General features: G+C 66.8%; 14 protein-coding genes and 1 pseudogene. 6 read left to right on the forward strand and 9 right to left on the reverse strand.

Going from position 1 to position 17911, the window contains the following annotated elements; translation table 11 throughout:
• Positions 1-18 precede the first annotated feature (18 nt).
• Positions 19-4263, reverse strand: coding sequence for an AAA domain-containing protein (locus ALI144C_RS30930; RefSeq protein WP_237774394.1), 4245 nt, complete (start codon positions 4261-4263; stop codon positions 19-21).
• On the opposite strand from ALI144C_RS30930, the gene ALI144C_RS56870 reads away from it, so the two are divergent.
• Together ALI144C_RS56870 and ALI144C_RS57865 are read left to right on the forward strand one after the other, a co-directional pair.
• Entirely contained in the window at positions 4201-5295 is a 1095-nt protein-coding gene (locus ALI144C_RS56870; RefSeq protein WP_202819093.1) for a hypothetical protein, read from the forward strand. The two genes, ALI144C_RS30930 and ALI144C_RS56870, sit on opposite strands and share 63 nt — an antisense overlap.
• Before the next feature lie 335 nt (positions 5296-5630).
• A pseudogene (locus ALI144C_RS57865) lies at positions 5631-5911 on the forward strand (transposase); the annotation flags it as partial.
• Between the two features lie 550 nt (positions 5912-6461).
• Here ALI144C_RS57865 and ALI144C_RS30945 read toward each other — a convergent pair.
• Positions 6462-6692, reverse strand: a complete 231-nt coding sequence (locus ALI144C_RS30945; RefSeq protein WP_076990719.1) for a hypothetical protein — start codon at positions 6690-6692, stop codon at positions 6462-6464.
• 591 nt (positions 6693-7283) lie between these two features.
• Between ALI144C_RS30945 and ALI144C_RS57870 the strand changes: the two genes are divergently transcribed.
• The gene (locus ALI144C_RS57870; RefSeq protein WP_237774395.1) at positions 7284-7436 is read left to right on the forward strand and encodes a hypothetical protein; all 153 of its coding nucleotides are present in this window, start codon (positions 7284-7286) and stop codon (positions 7434-7436) included.
• Positions 7437-7611: 175 nt separating this feature from the next.
• On the opposite strand, the gene ALI144C_RS30965 is transcribed toward ALI144C_RS57870, so the two are convergent.
• On the reverse strand, positions 7612-8916 hold the full coding sequence (locus tag ALI144C_RS30965) for an IS256 family transposase (protein ID WP_083753588.1): 1305 nt from the start codon (positions 8914-8916) through the stop codon (positions 7612-7614).
• A 119-nt stretch (positions 8917-9035) separates the two neighbouring features.
• Between ALI144C_RS30965 and ALI144C_RS30970 the strand changes: the two genes are divergently transcribed.
• Positions 9036-9407: a hypothetical protein gene (locus ALI144C_RS30970; RefSeq protein ID WP_237774396.1), complete on the forward strand. Its 372-nt coding sequence runs from the start codon at positions 9036-9038 to the stop codon at positions 9405-9407.
• A gap of 85 nt (positions 9408-9492) precedes the next feature.
• Positions 9493-9789 carry a hypothetical protein gene (locus tag ALI144C_RS55810; RefSeq protein WP_168211378.1) on the forward strand — a complete coding sequence of 99 codons (297 nt, stop codon included), beginning with the start codon at positions 9493-9495 and terminating at the stop codon, positions 9787-9789.
• On the opposite strand, the gene ALI144C_RS30975 is transcribed toward ALI144C_RS55810, so the two are convergent.
• The 4 genes from ALI144C_RS30975 to ALI144C_RS30990 all read right to left on the reverse strand — a co-directional run bounded on the left by ALI144C_RS30975 (position 9779) and on the right by ALI144C_RS30990 (position 15285).
• Complete coding sequence (locus ALI144C_RS30975; RefSeq protein ID WP_202819094.1) at positions 9779-10729, reverse strand: SGNH/GDSL hydrolase family protein; 951 nt, start codon at positions 10727-10729, stop codon at positions 9779-9781. The genes ALI144C_RS55810 and ALI144C_RS30975 overlap by 11 nt on opposite strands.
• 579 nt (positions 10730-11308) lie before the next feature.
• Positions 11309-13147 carry a DNA/RNA non-specific endonuclease gene (locus ALI144C_RS30980; RefSeq protein WP_237774422.1) on the reverse strand — a complete coding sequence of 613 codons (1839 nt, stop codon included), beginning with the start codon at positions 13145-13147 and terminating at the stop codon, positions 11309-11311.
• A 2-nt stretch (positions 13148-13149) separates the two neighbouring features.
• Positions 13150-13788 carry a sensor domain-containing protein gene (locus ALI144C_RS30985; RefSeq protein WP_076990722.1) on the reverse strand — a complete coding sequence of 213 codons (639 nt, stop codon included), beginning with the start codon at positions 13786-13788 and terminating at the stop codon, positions 13150-13152.
• 246 nt (positions 13789-14034) lie between these two features.
• Complete coding sequence (locus tag ALI144C_RS30990) at positions 14035-15285, reverse strand: CynX/NimT family MFS transporter (RefSeq protein WP_076990723.1); 1251 nt, start codon at positions 15283-15285, stop codon at positions 14035-14037.
• An 88-nt stretch (positions 15286-15373) separates the two neighbouring features.
• On the opposite strand from ALI144C_RS30990, the gene ALI144C_RS30995 reads away from it, so the two are divergent.
• Entirely contained in the window at positions 15374-16099 is a 726-nt protein-coding gene (locus ALI144C_RS30995; protein ID WP_076990989.1) for a FadR/GntR family transcriptional regulator, read from the forward strand.
• A 95-nt stretch (positions 16100-16194) separates the two neighbouring features.
• On the opposite strand, the gene surE is transcribed toward ALI144C_RS30995, so the two are convergent.
• Positions 16195-16953, reverse strand: coding sequence for a 5'/3'-nucleotidase SurE (surE, locus tag ALI144C_RS31000; RefSeq protein WP_076990724.1), 759 nt, complete (start codon positions 16951-16953; stop codon positions 16195-16197).
• Positions 16950-17876 (reverse strand): 1-phosphofructokinase family hexose kinase, encoded by a 927-nt coding sequence (locus ALI144C_RS31005; RefSeq protein ID WP_237774397.1) that lies wholly within the window; start codon positions 17874-17876, stop codon positions 16950-16952. The genes surE and ALI144C_RS31005 overlap by 4 nt, the downstream gene beginning before the upstream one ends.
• Between the last annotated feature and the right edge of the window lie 35 nt (positions 17877-17911).

A 17911-nucleotide genomic window follows, 5' to 3' on the forward strand; every position in this document is an offset into this window, starting at 1 on the left:
AACCGACTTCTGGCGCCGTCAGAATCGGAGGCTCTGGACTGCGGCGAAGCGGTTCTTGACGTTGTCGGTCAACCGTTTCAAGCCCAGCAGTTCCAACACGGCACGCTGCAGCGCCTCGACGCCGGTGTTCCCGTCCCGTTCAACGACGTAGTCGAGCAGGGCCGCCAATTCCTTCGGAGGCACCTCGTCGAAGGACCGCGGTCCCAGGTGGCGCGTCCGCACCTCTGGTTGTTCGGGCAACCGGTAGGTGCGCGATTTGACCCCGCTCTCGCCGAGCGGGTTGTCTTCAACGAGCTTCCCTTCCCGGACCGCCTGTGCGATCGCCTTGTTCAACTCGCTCGCGATCGGCTTCGTCACCCTGATCGCACCCGACGCACGGACGTAGGCGGTGTGCAGCCGGCTACCGACCACAGGTCCCTCAGCCTCAACGAGGTGCATCAAGCCCTCGATCAGTTCCCGCCGTGACGCTTCAGCAACCTGGACCACAGTTCCGTCGAACTGCCGGTACTCCGCAAGCACGGCGTCCACAGCGGGTGCCATCCGCTCCTCGACTACCAGAGCCGATGACTCGTCTTCGTGCGCCACAACAAACGGCACGGCGGCGTCCGCTCCAGAAACCGGTGCCTCGGACGCCGGTACGACGGGCTCAACCACGACCTGTGTGGGCACGGTCTGCTCTGGCGTTATCCGCTCGGCAGCCGCTTGCATAGTTGTCGTGGGCTTGACGACTACCGCCGACGGACGCGGCACCTCAAGTGCCTGGTCCTCGACGTCCGGCATCCAGCCGGAGGGATGGATGTCCAACTCGTGCAACGTCGCCCACAGCCTGGCCAGAACTGCCGGCCGGTCGGCGTAGAACTCCGATTCGCGGATCCGGAAGAACCGCCAGCCGCACCGTTCCAGATCACGCTGCCGGGCGAGATCACGCTCATAGGCCTCCGGGCCATGCCACGCGTCGCCGTCGCACTCGACCGCCAGCCTGGTCTTGCCGCCCACCACCACCAGGTCGATCCGGTAGCCCTCGGCCGGGAACTCCGGGATCACGCTGTACCCGCGGTCCACGAGTCTGTTGAACACCCGCTGCTCGAACAACGACTCGAACGGCTCCACCCGCCGATCCTCGGGCACGACCGTGTGCCTGGCGTCGTCCTGATCCCCCGCGTGCCCGGACACCGCGTAGCAGTAGTCCAGCAACTGGAACCGCATGTCCTCGGGGTTGCCGAGGTCGGACAGGCGCAGTGAGTGGAACACCCACATCTGGTCCTTGGCACGGGACGCGGCGACGTTGAACCGTTGGACGTACAGGTCCTGGGTCAGCGCGCCGATCCGCTTCTCAGGCTCCGCGGCCTTGACCATGGACAGGAACATCACGTTGCGCTCGGAGCCCTGGAAGTCGGCCGAGTCACCGCATCGCAGGTCGCGTGCTTTCCATTCCTCCGGCGGGATGCGCTCCAGCAAGCGCTTCTCGATCGCCTTGGCCTGGGCCCGGCCGAGCAGCGACACGACACCGAACGTCAGGCCGTCGTAGCGGGGATCGGTAATGCACTTCTCGATCTGGTCGACGATGGCGTCCGCTTCCACAGGATTGACCTTGTCAGTCACGCCGCGCTCGTAGCCGTTGTCGAGGAATACCGGCTTGATCGGCTGCAGGCGGTCCGCTCCGTATTGGCGTACGGGCACCAACCGGATGCCGTCGGGCTCGTAGGCGATCCGGTTGGAGAAGCCGATGATCTCGGGCACGCAGCGCCGGTGCTCAATCAGCGTGGTCATGCCCTCGTAGCGCATCTTCGCCTCGTCGAACAGGCTGCGCTTGGGATCTTGCCACGACGCGCGGTATGGGTCGTCCCACAGGTACTGGTCGGCGAGGTCGCGCAGCTGCTGCTGGTCGATACCCACGGCTGTGGGCGAGACCTGCTTGTCGTCGCCGATGACCACGATTTTGGGCGCGAGGTACTGCAGGAACGTCGCTTCCAGACCCGCCTGCGAGGCCTCGTCGACCACCACGACGTCGAACATGTCCGGCTGGACGCGCAATTGCTCGGCGATCCGATAGACGGGCATGATCCACACCGGCACCGCCGGGCGACAGCGGTCCATGGCCGCCTTGATGTCGGCCCTGCGCTTGTCGGCGAAGACACCGGTCCCTTTACCGAGCAGCTTGACCAACTGGGCGTACTGGAGCAGGTCGGCACGGGCCTTGCCGGAAAGTCGCTCGGGTGCCACGGCGTGTCCCCACGCCCGTTCGGCCGCAAGCTGCTCGACCCGACGCCGCAGCTCTTCCTCGGTGCGCAGCACCTCAACCTGCAGGGCATTTACATCTTCGGCACCGCGCCCCAGTACCCATGCTCGCGCCACGGCCCACGCCCACGTCGCGTCCCAGCAGGCCAGCCTGTCCACCCAGCTGGAGTCGTGCGGGTCGGCGGATACGGCCTTGTGCACGCCGGGGAGCAAGCGACTCAGGGCTGCCGCGATCTCGTCGCGTCGACGCGCCAACCGTGCGACCTCGGTCAGACGCACCAGCCGCTGGTGGGCGGCTGCGTACGATTCGTGGTGCCGCTCTTCTACGGCTTGCAACAGCTGCTTCACGCAGGGCGCAGCATCCGCCCATTGCGCCACATTGGCGATGGTCCGTGTGACCTCCAGCAGTGGCGCGGTGGCAGCGGCGCGTGCGTCGGAAGCCGCAGCAGCGTCGACGAGCCGGGCGTAGGTCTGCACGGCGTCGAAGTCAGTCCAGTTCGGACGCGGGAGATCGAGTCCTGCCAGGCTGCGTTCCTCTGCTTCGAGCGCTTCCCCCAGCGTCAGCACACGGTGCAGCTGCGCGAGCTCGGTCACGTGCCACTGCAGTCGTTCGCTCAGCGTGTCCTCTGCGGGAATGCGCACTGAATCTGGCCACGCCTTGTCCAGCGCGCCCAGCGTCCTAGTGGCCTCCGCCCAGGTCAGGAACATGTCGAGCTGGTCGGCCCTGGTGGGCGGAACGCCGTTGACCCGCACCGCCTGAAACAACGGCTGGGCCTGCTTCACCGCCTTGGGAGTGAAGGCACCCATCTTGGGCGAGCCGTCCGAGTTGATCTTGAGGCTGCCGCCGTCGCCGACGTGCGCACGAAGCGCACCGGCCAAGGCAACGAGCGTGCCCAGCTCGGCGTTGCCGACCTTCACCTCGGTGAGCGGACCGAGCCGGTCGATGAGAGGGCCTACGCGCCCGATGAGCTGGCCGACCTGCTCGCCACGCGACCGCCAGATGTTCGCACGGCCGGCGAGCACATCGGACAGTGCGTCGTTCATCCACTCCTCGCGCCGCCGCGACAAGTCCTCGGCCTCCCGCGCGAACCCGTTGAGCCGCTGCCGCAGCACCGTTCGAGTGGCCTGATCCAGGCGACGGACGGCATCGAAAGCCGTGTGCCGTGCGAGGCTGCTGTGCCCCTCCTCGGCGGAGATAGCCTGCCGCTCCACGGTCACCAGAGCGACGAACGCGTCGGGTTCAGGTACATCGGCGAGGGACAACAGCCTCAGCCGCGACTCCGGCTCGTCCGCGTTCAGCGCGTCGTCCACGACGCTCCGGTGCCAGTCGACAATGTCGCCCGCAGGGACCGGAGACGGGACGACATCGGTCACAGCAGTCAGGTCGGCCACCCAACCGAAGCGCTCCCGTTCAGCTTCCACACGCTGCGCGATAGCCGCGAGCGTGCCACGATAGGCGCCGACCTCGTTCTCGGCCACCTCTTCGCCGCGTGCGTCGACCAGCCGGCGGTACAGCCCAGCGCGACGTCGGCGAAGATCTTCGATCGCCGCGATATGTTCCTCGACAGCCCGCCGCGCGACCTCAGCGTCGTACTCGCCCGCTACATGACTGATCCGCTCCACAGCGACCTTGAGCTCCGCCAGATCCGAACGGGACGAGCCGACCACCGACACGGCCAATGGTGTGATTGACTCGGGCAGTTTCGCCCGCACCTCTTTCAACGCGCGATCGGTGTGCGCGGTGACCAGCACCCGCTTGCCCTGCGCGAGAAGGTGGGACAGCAGCGCCGCAACGGTGTGAGTCTTGCCGGTTCCGGGTGGACCCTGGACAAGCGTCTGGGCCTTCGCGTCGACCTGCGCGAGAACTCGCAACTGCCGATCGTTGACCGGCAACGGCAAAAAGGGATCGGAGTCGATCTCCACGAGTGCGCCCGGCTCAGGCGAGCGCTCAGCCGCCGGGCGATGGTCCGGATCGACCAGCGGGAGCAGTCCATCCGGGACCATGCCGGACTCGGCGATCTGCACCGCGACCGAATCGAGGATGTCGACGATCCCCTGACGGGAACGCCTACGCAGAATGACCGCGGGCGCGAACGCCGCCACAGCGTGCGCTGCAGGCTTCTGTGGATCATCCTCGTCGACGTAGGCAGCGTCACCGTCGAGGGCATGCACCAGTCGCCGCACCACACCGCCCACAACGTCGCGGTGCACAACAGCGACATCCAGCTGACGGGCCTCGTTCCTGATCAGCACGACGTGCTGCGGATTGGCCACCCGACCGGGGTCCAACATGTCCAATTCGACGTTCAAGCCGCCCGCGACCTCCGTCTGATGGAGAGTCAGCTGTCCGGTGTCATCGTCGAAGTGGATCACGGCAGGCACGGTAATGAGATGCCGCCGGACGACATAGTGACCGGCCGGCGCCCAGGACAGACATCCGGCGCCGACGACCAGCTCAAGTTCCTCAGCGTGTCCCGCCGCAGCGACGTAGGCGGAGAACAGGTCGTTGTAGACAGTTCGAACCGGTCGATCCGTCCGTTCAGCCTCGGCCCAAAGCGACCACCGAGCCACCCACTCCGCGTGAGCATCACGCGTCTCGGGTACGTCGTCGAGCACCGTGCGCTGCTCGCCTTCACCGATCGCTTCCCGCAGGCGCGGCGGGGCGGCCGGGTCGTCCCATTCCCCATCCAGCCACAGCCGAAGCTCCGCGTCAGGCTCAGGTGGATCTTGGAAGGCCACCCGTTCGACAGTGAGCAAGGCGCTGCCGGGCTCTGGCGTGTCTTCGTGGTGCGTGGGTCGAATGGCAGGGTGCTCAGGCAGCTGACCAAACCACAGCACCGACTCGTGACTGTCGGTCGTGCGAGGCGGGTTGGACTTGAGCTGTTGACTTCGCGCGAGGAACTCGAAAAGCCGAACCGCCCGATCAACCGCATTGCTTTGCGGATTCGAAGCAGCGCCGTCGTTCGCCACAGCCGTCCCTTCCTCACCACTGAACCGACAAAAATGCTCATCGCTCCGAACAGGCAAAGCGATACAGCCGACACCACACCGTTATGAACCCAATTCGCTGCTTGCGACAACACCCTCGGCACTAGCAGAACCTTCTCAGCGCCTCGACGTCGTTCGACACAACACTGCTCGAAAACAAGTAACCTGTTGCTAACAGCGGCTGCCACTGTCCGACCATCACGGCTTCCACAATCCACCTAACACACGGAGCATCAGTGGCGACGCTTGCCCGACACGCCAAGCCAAACCTGCCCATGTCGCCATCGAACTGCTGTACCGGGCACCCCGTACTGGCAGCGCTCCACGGGATCGCACGCCCAGTCGCTGGACACCGGGCCGGGCGGCGTGCGGCCGGTGGACTTCGACAGAAGACACCAGTACCTGCGGAGCGGGGCCGGGCGTTGATCGATCGGGAACGGTACCTGCCCAAGGAGTGGATTTCCGATCGGGAGCGCTGCCGCCGCGCCGGTATCCCGGTGAGGTGACGCTGGCGACCAAACCCTTTCTGGCGCAGCGGATGATTGAGCGCGCTAGGCACGGCGGGGTGCCGTTCGGGTGGGTCACCGGCGACGAGGCCTACGGCGTGGACACGAAGTTGCGGATGTGGCTGGAATCCGAGGACATCGCCCATGTCCTGGCGGTGCTCTGGCGCCGCATGATCCTCTGGCAAATCACCAACTACCACCACGCCCTCGACAGGGAAGCCGACATCCGACGAGCACGCACAACCCTCCGAACCGAGTTCGGCCCGGCCTACAACAACCGCGACGTATCCGCAGCAGCCGGCCGTTTCGCACACGCGGAGCTGGTCCCAACCAGGTCACCGCCAGCTACCCCGGGCCCGCTGTCGTCCTTGCGCACGCGAGGTTGGCCCCCGTGGGATGCTGCCCTCTGCGCGACCTGAAGTCGTCACCAGGTTATGAATTCCCTATTCAGCAGCAACCGGAGCCACCGCGTCAGGCGCGAACACGCCGCCATAGCCGTAGTGAACCCGTGAAGCGTTGCCGTTCCCTACCTCGCTCGTTCGGCATTCCCCCAGAAACCCGCCGTGGCGACACTATCCACACACGGCGGGTCCAGGCGGCAACGCTAGAACACAGACGCTCGCCCGACGTCTAGCACGTCCGACCGACGTATCCGCAACACATCAACCAACGCCTGGCCACCACACTTCGACGCATACCGCATCTCATTACCCGTCACCGGGATCAACGTCACCAACTGGAATCCACCATCCCCTCGCCCACCGTGGTCACCTCCGGCCGCAACCGATAGTTGATCTCCGCCTCAAAGCACGGGTGCAACGACGCGACCACCCCACCCATCTCCACACCACCCCGTGCCTCACCCGGCAACTCCACCACATCCTCCAACTCCAACCCCTTCCCCCGACGCACGACAACCTCGCACACGGCCGAGACGATCAACTCCGCATACACCCTCATACACGAATGCAACGAACACACCAGCTCCTCACCGAACGGCGCTTCATCGTTCAGATGCCGAAGGCCACTGCTCACCGCAGTCGTTACGCCATTGGTCTCGAAAACATGAAGGCTGTACCGATTCTCGTCCAGCAAGGGCGACAACGGCCTGCTGCCGACGTGACGACCCGCGTATCGCTGGACATGTTCGACCACGGTTGGCTTGCACTGTAGACACATGGAAACCACTGTCCCAGTCCGAAAAAATCATCACGACCCGCAAAGCCACGACTCCAGAATCTACGAATCGCACTCGCACGACTCCGCCCATACACCACGACAGAAAGGGCGCCGAACACCGTAGAATCAGCGTCGGCGAGGGAAAAAGGAGCTGACCTGTGGTCAAGAACTGGACACACGGCCACGCCGGACAAGACACATGCAACACCTGCGGCTGGCTGCCGGGGCCGCTGGAGGTGGTGGTCGAGTGGGACGTCAGCCTGAAGTGTTCGTTCGCCCGCTGGAGCCCGAGGAGGCCCAGCGCCTGGTCAAGATCACCCGGTCCACCCGCGACCGCGTCCGATTGCGGCGAGCCGGGATCGTGCTGGCTCGATGCAGCTCATCGCCGCCGGGGACAACCCAGACCGGCTCTGGCTGAACTGGATCGAGTGCGAGTTCACGGCACTGCGGTACGTCATTCTCGACGGCAGCGACTACCCCTCCCACACCGCCCAAGAGACCGCGATCGCCCGCTACATCCGGTGAACCAACAAGCACACCGCACCGAAACGACACTTCGCGGTCAACTCCAAGATCCGCAAACCCGACTACCTACCCAACGTTGCTTGAAGCGGCACTAGTAGGGTGTCGCTGCTTAGTTCAGGTGCCTGTGGCTGGGAGGGTCTGTCAAACGAGCGGTGTAACTCGGGTTGAACGGTGGCTACTTGCGTCCGGCGGCCAGGCGGCCGTCGAAGGCGATCTCGAACGCGTTGAGGGCGGGTTTCCAGCGCATCATCCACCGTTTGCGGCCGGTGCCGGTCGGATCCAGGCTCATGATGGCCATGTAGACACACTTCAACGCGGCTTGTTCGTTGGGGAAGTGCCCGCGGGCTTTGACCGCGCGGCGGATGCGGGCGTTCACGCTTTCGATGGCGTTGGTCGAGCAGATCACCCGCCGGATCTCCGGATCGAAACTCAGGAACGGCACGAACTCAGCCCAGGTGTTGTCCCACAACCGAACGATCGCCGGATACCGGCCGCCCCAGGACTCGACGAACTCACTGAACCGTTCCTTCGCAGCAGCCTCAGTCGGGGCGGTATAGACCGGTTTCAGCGCCTTGGCGATGGCGTCCCGGTGCTGCCGGCCGGCATACCGGAAGCTGTTGCGCAGCAAGTGCACGATGCACGTCTGGGTGACCGCCCGAGGCCACACGGTGGTGATCGCGTCAGGCAGCCCGGTCAGCCCGTCACAGACCACCATCAACACATCCGCGACACCCCGGTTCTTCAACTCGGTCAGCACATGCAGCCAATACTTCGCGCCCTCACCGCCATCCCCGGCCCACAATCCCAAGATGTCCCGGCGGCCTTCACAGGTGACCGCCAGCGCGACGTAGATGGGCCGGTTGGCGACCTGTCCGTCGCGGATCTTGACGTAGATGGCGTCGATGAAGATCACGGGATAGACCGGGTCGAGCGGCCGGTTCTGCCATTCGACCATGCCCTCGATCACCTTGTCGGTGATGGTGGAGATGGTCTGGCGAGAGACCTCGGCGCCATACACCTCGGCCAGATGCGCCGAGATCTCCCCGGTCGTGAGGCCTTTGGCGGCCAGCGAGATGACCATCTCGTCGACCCCGGTCAGGCGTTTCTGCCGCTTGCCGACGATCTTGGGTTCGAAGCTGCTGTTGCGGTCGCGTGGGACGGTGATCTCGACCGGGCCGACATCGGTCAGCACGGTTTTCGACCGGGTGCCGTTGCGGGAGTTGCCGGTGTTGCGTCCGGCCGGGTCGTGCTTGTCATAGCCGAGGTGATCGGTCATCTCACCGTCCAGCGCGGACTCCAGCAGCCGCTTGGTCAGCTGCTGCAACACACCGCCCTCGCCGGTCAACTGCAGGCCACCAGCCTTCGCCCGGCTGACCAGATGGTTGATCAACTGCTCGTCCAGGCCGTCCAGACCAGCAGCCGCGGGGTTCGGGTTCTCAGCGTCCTCGGTGTTCGGCACGCCAGAGATCATGTCGTTCATCAGGTGCATCTCCAAGATCAGGAGTTACACCACTCGTTTTACAGTCCCGGCTGGGAGGCTGTTGTCATGGCCTCCCAGTTGAAGCGGCCGGTCAGGTGTCGGCGCGGGATCGTGAAGAGTTGCTCCGGCTGACCACCACGGGCGTGCGTCCCGCATCGTCGATCAGGCGGGCGCGGGTGCTGCTCGCGTTGGACACCTCGGTGGGCGAGCCCGATCCGAAGGACGTGATCGCGGCGCGGCTCGGGGTGTCAGGTGAGATACTGCGACTGGTCGCCAAGCGGTTCGCCGAGACCGGTGGTGACGTCCGTGCCACGATCTCTCGCAAGAAGCGCGAGCTTCCGCCGGTGCCGTCCCCGGTGACCGGTGAGGTCGAGGCCCGGCTGATCGCCTGGCGTGTTCACAGCCACCAGCCGGGCATGCCCGATGGTCGTTGCGGCTGCTGGAAAAACATGTCGAGCTCACCGAGGACATCCCGAACCTGGACCACCTGATCACGGTGTTCAGCTCCGCGGTCGGCAACGCCCGTGCCGCAGCGCCCGCGGACGTCACCGGGAAGGCACTCGCCGAGGTGGTCTCGTGTCCCGCGACCACGATCAGCCGGGCCATCTCGACGAAGTCGTCGTGGCTGAGCTGCCCGGTGGCCGCGTACTGGGTCGCGACTCGCGACAGCAGGTCGTCGCCCGGGTTCTCGGCCAGCTCGGTGACCAGGCGGCCGAGGTACTCGGCCAGGCCGACGAAAGCTGTGCCCGCCTCGAAACCCCTGGACGGCTGGGGCGTCATCGGGTACCCGTGCCGGTACCCGATGCGCGTGCGCGACCGCCGGGGACGTCGTTCTTTCCCGCCTCGTCCTATGGTGGGTGGGTCAGCGTGTGAAAACGGCGTCGAGCATCGCTGCTTCGACTCGGTCGGCGGCGTGGCGCTGGCCCGCCGCGTTGGGGTGCACGAGCGCGAGCTCGTCGGAGCCGCGCCTGGTCAGGCCCTCCACCCACTTGTTCTCGTCGTCGCAGACACTGTGGTCCTTCGAGGACTCGTAGAGGTCGACGAACGTGGCGGCCTGTTGTGTGCCGGTCGACTTCTTGATGCGCTCGTTGAGGGCTTCGAGCACGTTCTGGCGCAGCCAGTCCAGGTCGCTGCGGGTGATCTTGCCGAAGTGCTCGGTGTTGTCGTACTCGCACTTGGTGGTGTCGGCGGGGATGACTGCGGGGTAGCCGATCGTCAGGATCTTGGCCTTCGAGGCACGTTCGTGCAGCGCGGCCAGCATCCTGGTGTACTGCTGTTCCACTGTGTCCAGGCGGGCCTGGATGTCTCCGGCGAACTTGTCCTTGCAGGGTGTGCCCTGGCCGTTGCCGGTCAGCGCGCACTGGCCGAGGATCTCGCCGAACCCGAGGGTGTTGCCGCCCACCCCGACGGTGATCACGTCGGTGTCATCGCGCACCACGTCGTCCTGCGGGGCCACGGCGGGGAACGGGTAGTCCGGGTCTTCGATGCCGAAGACCGGCAGGTGATAGCCGAACGGCTCCTGGGCTTTGACGGTGACGTCTTCGATGGTGGCGCCGCCGCAGCTGACGTTGACCGCGTCGAACAGCGAACCGAGATCACGTTCGATGATCACCGGGTAGGACTGGTCGGTGCGTTGACAACCGTCACGGGGCACCTCGTAGGTGTTGCCCGCGGCCCCGACCACCCCGGCGGTGTAGGAGTCGCCCAGGGCCACCCACTGAAAATCCGCCCTGGCGGCCGGGTCCGCCCCAGCCGGGGCCCCTACCGCGAGACCACTGGCGGCCAGCGCCACCGAGCACCCCAGCACAGCCACACGAGTACTGAAACCTGTCACAATTCCTCCAAAATGGACCGGCATCACGTCGTTCTGACCGTAGACAGGTGATCACACAACGAACAAGGGCGAACACAGACAGTCACCCGGACGTGGGCATTGCGCGTCTGGATCGGACCGCCCGGCCAGGTCGACTACCCGGCAACCGAGCCTGGCCGCGCCCGAAGTCGTCGCCGCGCGGCGGCGACCCGATGCTGCAGGTTCACGCGCATCGCACATCTTGGTACGCGGTCGCCACCGTTGCTGCCGACCACCACGCGTCGCCATCGCTGTCGACGTGCTCCACCACACCGGACTGCACCCAATTCGCTCCCTGCGGGGCTTTCGATCACCGCAACCGCTCGAGGCGGACTGCACGACTTCCCAAGGTTACCTAGGGAAGTGTCTCTCGGCCGGGCCACCCCTGAGGAAAGCGGCGTGCTCGACCCGCACCCCGCGGTGCTCGGCGGGACTCGCCGCCGACGAACACCTTCAGTCCTTTGTGTACACCCGCAACGGGCGCACGCCCTCATGCTCAGTCCGCTGTTCGCCCTCTCCGCCGTACGCTGTACCGGGTCGTCAACAACCGACGAACGAGAAGCCGCCACTGGAAGCCTGCAACACCGTGACATTGGGCACGAATGTGGAGCACTGCCATCCGGCGTTGCTCTGCGCGTGCACGATGATCCCGACGGGTAGCAGGTCCTGGGTGGCGTAGAGGGGCCGTACGACCATGTACACCGGGTCGCCTGCCGTGACACGGCGAGCGATCGTGCTTTCCACCAGTCCCGACATCCATGCGTTGTTCGTCGGCTCCTGGTAGCAGGGAACGAAGTTGCGCAGGTCCGTGTCCGAACCGTTCAGTTGGTGGCCGATCAGGTGACAGCGGGCCATCCCCTCGTCGGTGCGGAGTCCCGGCAGCGGGAAGCCGAGGCTGGGACGACCAGGACCGGCGACGGTGACGACGCACGCCTCCGCACCGGTTGCGCGATAGCGGAACCCGTCCGGCACCCGGATCTCCTCCAGTGCGCCGTAGTCCTGCCAGTTCGCGGTGCAGCGTTTCGGGGCGGGTTTGGGGGCGTGGTCGGGAACGGCTCTCGGACTGTCTTCGCCGGGCCATGGCCGAGGCATGGTGATTCCCTGCGGCAGGCCGGATCCGTTGTGCCCGGGGATGGTACTCGTCCCGGCCTGCCGGCCATTGTCGGTAACCTGCCTCATGTCCGTGGCGAGCTTCAGGGCCTGAGGTGCGGGCGTCGGCACGGACGGCCGCGTCGGCGTTGGGCTGTTCGTCGGAGCCGGTATCGTGTCGACCGCGTCGATGACGATTCTTTTGCCGTCGACGACGGCCGTTGCCGTGCCGCCGCGCCGGATGGCCTCGTCGAACGGCTGCTGGCCCGGTTCGGTCGCGGTGGGCCGGATCGCAAGGGCGGTGTAGGTCCCGGTCGATTTGCGGACCAGACCGTCGTAGGTTTGGTAGGGGGTCAGTCGCGTGACCTGGTCGACGGACAGCCCGGACACCGCCTCGGGTGTCAGGACCGCGTTGACCTGCCGCTTGTCGACGAGGCGGGAGTTGTCCACGGCGTAGGAGTCGAGCGCGTCGCTGTCCTGTTTGCGGGAGACGGGGTCGCCGCCGTCGTCCGCCGGGTTGCCGATGTAGCCCGTCCGACTGGCGGGGCTGTCCTGGTCACCGCCCGGAGTCCGCCGCGGGACTTCCTGCGTCTGGGACGCCATGGCGGACTGGAGTTCCTCCATCGCCTGCTCGAGTAGTTCCTGGATGACGTCAGCGAGTTGCTCACCCTCGGTCTTGAGCGCGTCGATCCGGGAGCGCAGTTGCCGCTTCTCGGTCTCGAGCGCCCTTCCCTCGTTGTCCACTGCGGATCGCTCGGCGGCGAGCTGCGACTTCTCGCCTTCCAGTTGCGCGTTCTCCGCCTTGAGCGCGTCCTGCTCGGACCTGAGCTGGTTCGTTTCCGCGTCGTACGCCCTGGCCTCGGCCGCCTGGCGAGGCAGCTCGAACACGTGTGGCTTGGCGTTGTGCGCGTCGATCTTCGCGTTCAACGCGGTGGCTTTCGCAGTGAAGGCAGCGGCCTTCGTGTTCCAGGCACTGGTCTTCTGATCGCACGCGGCGCTCTTCTGGTTGTGCGCGTCGATTTTTCCGTTCTGCTGCTGGACCTCGGCGACCAGAGCCTCTTTCCGCTGCTGGAGTGCTACGACGCGGTTCTGCAGCGACGTCACCTGCGCTTCGAGGCCGGGAATGGTTTTCAGGAACCCGCCCAGGACACGCGGCCCGAGGTCACCGACGTCGGGCGTGGGAAGCGTCGCCACTGGAGGCGGCTGGGCCGCTGTCGCGTTGTGGGTGGGGCCCAGCACAATGGCCGCAGCGAGGAGGACGACCAGCTTCGACGCGGTCCTGGGGATCATCGTCACCCGCTGACCTTGCCGGCGAACATGTCGGCTAAGACCGCCGCGCCCTGCCTGCCGTCACCCGCTACGCAAACCGCCACCTGCAGCACTGCCTTTCCCTTCAACCGCGCCTGCCGGTAGCAGGCCCACCCGTTGCCGCCGTCCTGGGTCGCCGTCCAGCCGAGGGCGTCCGTTGTCGCCGAATCGACCGCGTACGTCCATTTCGAGGCACGCTGGCTGCCGTTGGCACGCACGGCGGACCTGCACCCCTTCAGCCCCTCGGTCAGCCCATCGAACACTTGACGCGCCCGGTCATTGTCCGGATACATGCCAAGCACCTGGGTCACGGTGTGCTCAGACACCGCCTTGGAGTCCTGATAGGTCACAGATCCGAACGTCGTCCATCCGCGTGCGTACACCGCCTGCGTCGCAGGGCCGACAGCGACCACGCAGTTGGCCGGGTCGGCTGCCAGAACGGGCGGAGGCTCGCTCGAGCTCTGCGCGGGCACCAGGGTCTCGCCGACCACGCCGCTGACCTGGTCGGCAGTGAGTACGGCCGCCTGCACTGTTCCTGGCGCCGCGTACGTGTCAGACGGCCACAACCACCAGCCGAGCCCGACACCGATCACCACACCGACCGCGATGACGACGATGATCACCCGTCGGCGCCTCCTCGGCCGGCGAGGGGCCGACGGCGCTGAAACGGGCCACCCCGACGTTCCTCCCGCGCTGGGGACCCGTATCTGGCTCATCGCCCCTCCACCTCGTGCCTCGCTCTCGTGCCAGCGTCACCGCAATGATGGGTTCTAGCATGTCACGGGGCCAGGACACGAACCGGCCAAACATGTCCGGTACAGCGCATCAGCTGTCAGACGCCGACGAGTCGAGCGCGGGCGCTGGACCAATTAGACGTACCTGTTACGGCCCGCGAGGCCGCCGAAGACGATCTGCACGGCGAGCACGACGATCAGCATGATGAACGGGACCGTCCACGCGCCGGTCAGGTCGTGCAGGATGCCGAACAGGAACGGGCCGGTCGCGCCGATCAGGTAGCCGAAGCCCTGCGCCATACCGGAGAGCTTCGCGGTCTGCGCGCCGGTGCGGGCCCGCAGCGCGATGGTGGTCAGCGCGAGCGAGAACACGCTCATGCCGAAGCCGACCAGCACGGTCCACAACAGCGGCGCGGCCGACGGTGCGAGCAGCAGGCCGGACAGGCCGGCGAGCCCGAACACGCCCAGCCCGACGATCCACCACGTCTGACTGCCCTGGCGCGCCGCGATCGGCGGGACGATCAGGCTGATCGGTACCGCGATGATCGACATCAGGCCCAGCAGCAGGCCCGCGTTCGCCTGGGACACACCGGCGTCCATCAGAACCTCCGGCAACCAGCCCATCACGACGTAGGCGAGGAAGGCCTGCAGACCGAAGAAGAGCGTGATGATCCACGCGAGCGGGCTGCGCAGCAACGAACGCGCGGCCTCGACACTGCTCTCGCCGCCCTTCACGGCAGGCGCCTTGCGGCGCGCGGCGAAGATCCACACCACGAGCGCGAGCACCGCCAGCGCCGCCCAGCTCGCCAGCGCGGGGCGCCATCCGCCGAACGCGGTGTCGAGCGGTGGCGTCACCGAGGACCCGATGGCACCGCCCGCCTGCAGCGCCGCCGTGTAGACGCCGGTCATCAGCCCGACCTTCGCCGGGAACGAGTTCTTGACGACCACCGGGACCAGTACGTTGGCGAACGCGATCCCGGCCGAGGCCACCAGCGTGCCGCCGAGCACCACCAGCGGGCCGTCGAGGACACGCAGGACCAGCCCGACGCCGAGCACGCCGAGCGCGATGCCGACCGCAGGTCCCGTTCCGACGCGGCGCGCGACCATCGGCGCGGCGAGCCCGGCTATCGCGAAGCACAGCGCGGGCAGCGTGGTGAGCGCGCCGGCCCAGGTCGAGGAGGCACCGAGAGAGTGCCGCGCTTCGCCGAGCAGCGGGCCGACGCTGGTGATCGCGGGCCGCAGGTTGAGCGCGGTCAGCACCACGGCCACCGCGAGCAGCCCGGTTCCGGCGAGCACCGAGGAGCGGTCCATCGACGGTGGTGTCTCGATCGCACCGTCGAGTTCCAGCTCCAGGCCACTGTCGGAGGCAAGCTTCGGCGACGTCATGGACCTACTATGACAAACGTGGGATGATTGGACGAACCGACTGTGACAGTGTTCTCACGTGCTGGTCCGCCGAGAGAGGGTGCAGCCCATGCCACTGGCCACCGCACGACGTTCCGGCCTCGTCGACGAGGTGATCGGGCAGCTCCGCACGGCCATCGCGGCAGGTGAATGGCCGGTCGGCGAGCGCATCCCCACCGAGCCGGAACTGGCCGCCTCGCTCGGCGTCGGGCGGAACACGGTCCGCGAGGCGGTGCGCGCGCTTTCCCACAGCGGGCTGCTCGAGGTGCGCCAGGGTGACGGCACCTACGTCAGGGCGACCAGCGAGGTCTCCGGCGCGATCCGCAGGCTGTGCGGCTCGGAACTGCACGAGGTGCTGCAGGTACGGCGTGCGCTCGAAGTGGAAGGCGCCCGGCTGGCCGCCCTGAACCGCACCGAGGACGATCTCACCACGCTGTCCGACCTGCTCACCAGGCGGGACCGCGCGCACGCCGAACGCCGCACCGAGGACTTCGCCCACACCGACACGGAGTTCCACCTCGCAGTCGTCCAAAGTGGACACAACGCGCTGCTCACCGAGCTCTACCGCGGGCTCACCGAGGTGGTCATGGCCAGCGTGGCGACCACCGCGGAACCGAGCGGCGACATCGCCGAAATCGGCCACAGCGGGCTACTCGAAGCGATCGAAGCCAAGGACGCGGAGCTGGCTGCCGCCGAAGCAGGCGGCTTCCTGGAGGAACTGCTGGCCGCCCGAACGCGGCACACCACCAGACCGCCCACTGCAGACATCAAGACGAGGCTCGGGAAAAGGCACTGAGGAACCTGCGCCGCCGCGATCGCGGCGAGCAGCTCGTCGTCGATGGTGGCGTTGTGACCTCACCTGCCGGTGTGGCGTTGAACCAACGGCGTTGCTCACCATGGCGATGCGACGTCACTGATCGAACAAAGCGCCGTGATCGTCGGATGTCCGATGGCCAGGAGCGACGCGTCGGTGCCGGGCTCCAGCTCACCGTCGACCTCGACCGAGGCGAGCTCGATGGTGGTGTCGTCGACCTGAGTGACTTTGGACTGCACGCGGCCGTAGGTCGCCAACCGTGCCCACCGAGGCGACCGGTCGTCCAGGTGTTCCACGTTCGGGACATTGACGTTGAGCACACTGCCCTGTGCCAGCTCGGCGACGCGCGGCAAGAACCGGTGTACCACCGCGGCCGCGGTGTCCCAGTGCGGTTCGCTGTCCGGGTTGAGGCCGACGTCCACGGAGACCGCCACGGCACGTGCACCGTTGATACCAGCGGTCATCGCGGCACCGACAGTGCCGGAATGCAGAATCGCCCGTCCCACATTGGCGCCCCGGTTGATCCCGGACAGCACGATCTCCGGCCGGGGACCGAACGCGCCCTCGCTGGCCACCAGCGTGATGAACGCGGGGTGTGCCGCCACGGCGAACGCCTCCACACCAGGCAGGCCGGGCAGTTCCCGGCGCTGGACCACCACGCGCCGGTCGGCGGCCGCGGCGAGCAGGCCCGCGCTGGTGCCGCTGGACTCCTCGGCAGGAGCGGCAATCGCCGTGGGCCAGCCCAACTCCAGGCTGCACCGGGCCAGCACAGCCAAGCCGGGAGAGTCGATGCCGTCGTCGTTGGTGATCAGCACTCGGGGCGCTGACACTGTCATGTCGTCCCGCTCCGATCCAGGCGGTCGACCGAGACCTGGGCCGCGAGGGCGCGGATGGCTTCGTTGCTGCCGGTGCCCAGGCCGTGCCGGGTCACGTTGATCGCTCCGGCCGCGGCGCCGAGCCGTAACGCGTCCACAGTGTCCATTCCTTGGGCCAGGCCCGCCGCGATGGCCGCGGTCATCGAGTCACCACCGCCGCGGCTGTCGACCGGCTCGAGCGACGGCGCGTCCACAGTGAACGCTTCATCGTCCAGCAACACCAACGGCCGTTGCGCGGCCCGCGATATGACCACCAGCCGGGGACCGCACTCCGCGATGGCCCGTGCCGCGTCGAGCAGATCGGGAATCGAATCACTCGTCGCGCGCTCGTCCTCGATGAGCTCCTCGTGGCTGACCTTCACCACCGCGGGGCCACCGCTCAACGCCGCGGTCAACCGAGCACCGGACAGGTCCACCACGACCTGGCAGTTGTTGGTGCTCAGGTCCTTGGCCAACCGCTCGTACACTGACGTAGGCACCACTTGCTCGTTCTGTTCTCCGCTGGCACCGCTCAGCACCGCGGTCCCAGCTTGCAACGCCGCCACCACGGTCATCTCGTACAGATCATCCAACTCATGCCGGCTCAACGCGTCGGGCGGCATCTCGGCGATCTCACTGCGGCTACCGTCTCGCCGATCGTGCACATATGCCCCGTTGCGAGCCGCGACCGGGCGTTCGAGCACCTCGATCCCCTGCCCGCTGACCAGATGACGCACGACGTCGCCCACCTCACCCCCGAACGTGCAGCACAACACCACTGGTGTGCCCAGCGCGGCAATCATCCGGCTCTGCCAAATGCCCTGCCCGCCCGGATGCAGATGCAGATCGGGGCCGTCCTCGGCCTGTTCGATGGTTACGGTCAGCTGCGGTGACGGCGCGAACACCGCTACCTTTCTGTCTGGATTGCCCACCTTCGTCC

The sequence above is a fragment of the Actinosynnema sp. ALI-1.44 genome (assembly GCF_001984155.1).
Taxonomy (GTDB): domain Bacteria; phylum Actinomycetota; class Actinomycetes; order Mycobacteriales; family Pseudonocardiaceae; genus Kibdelosporangium.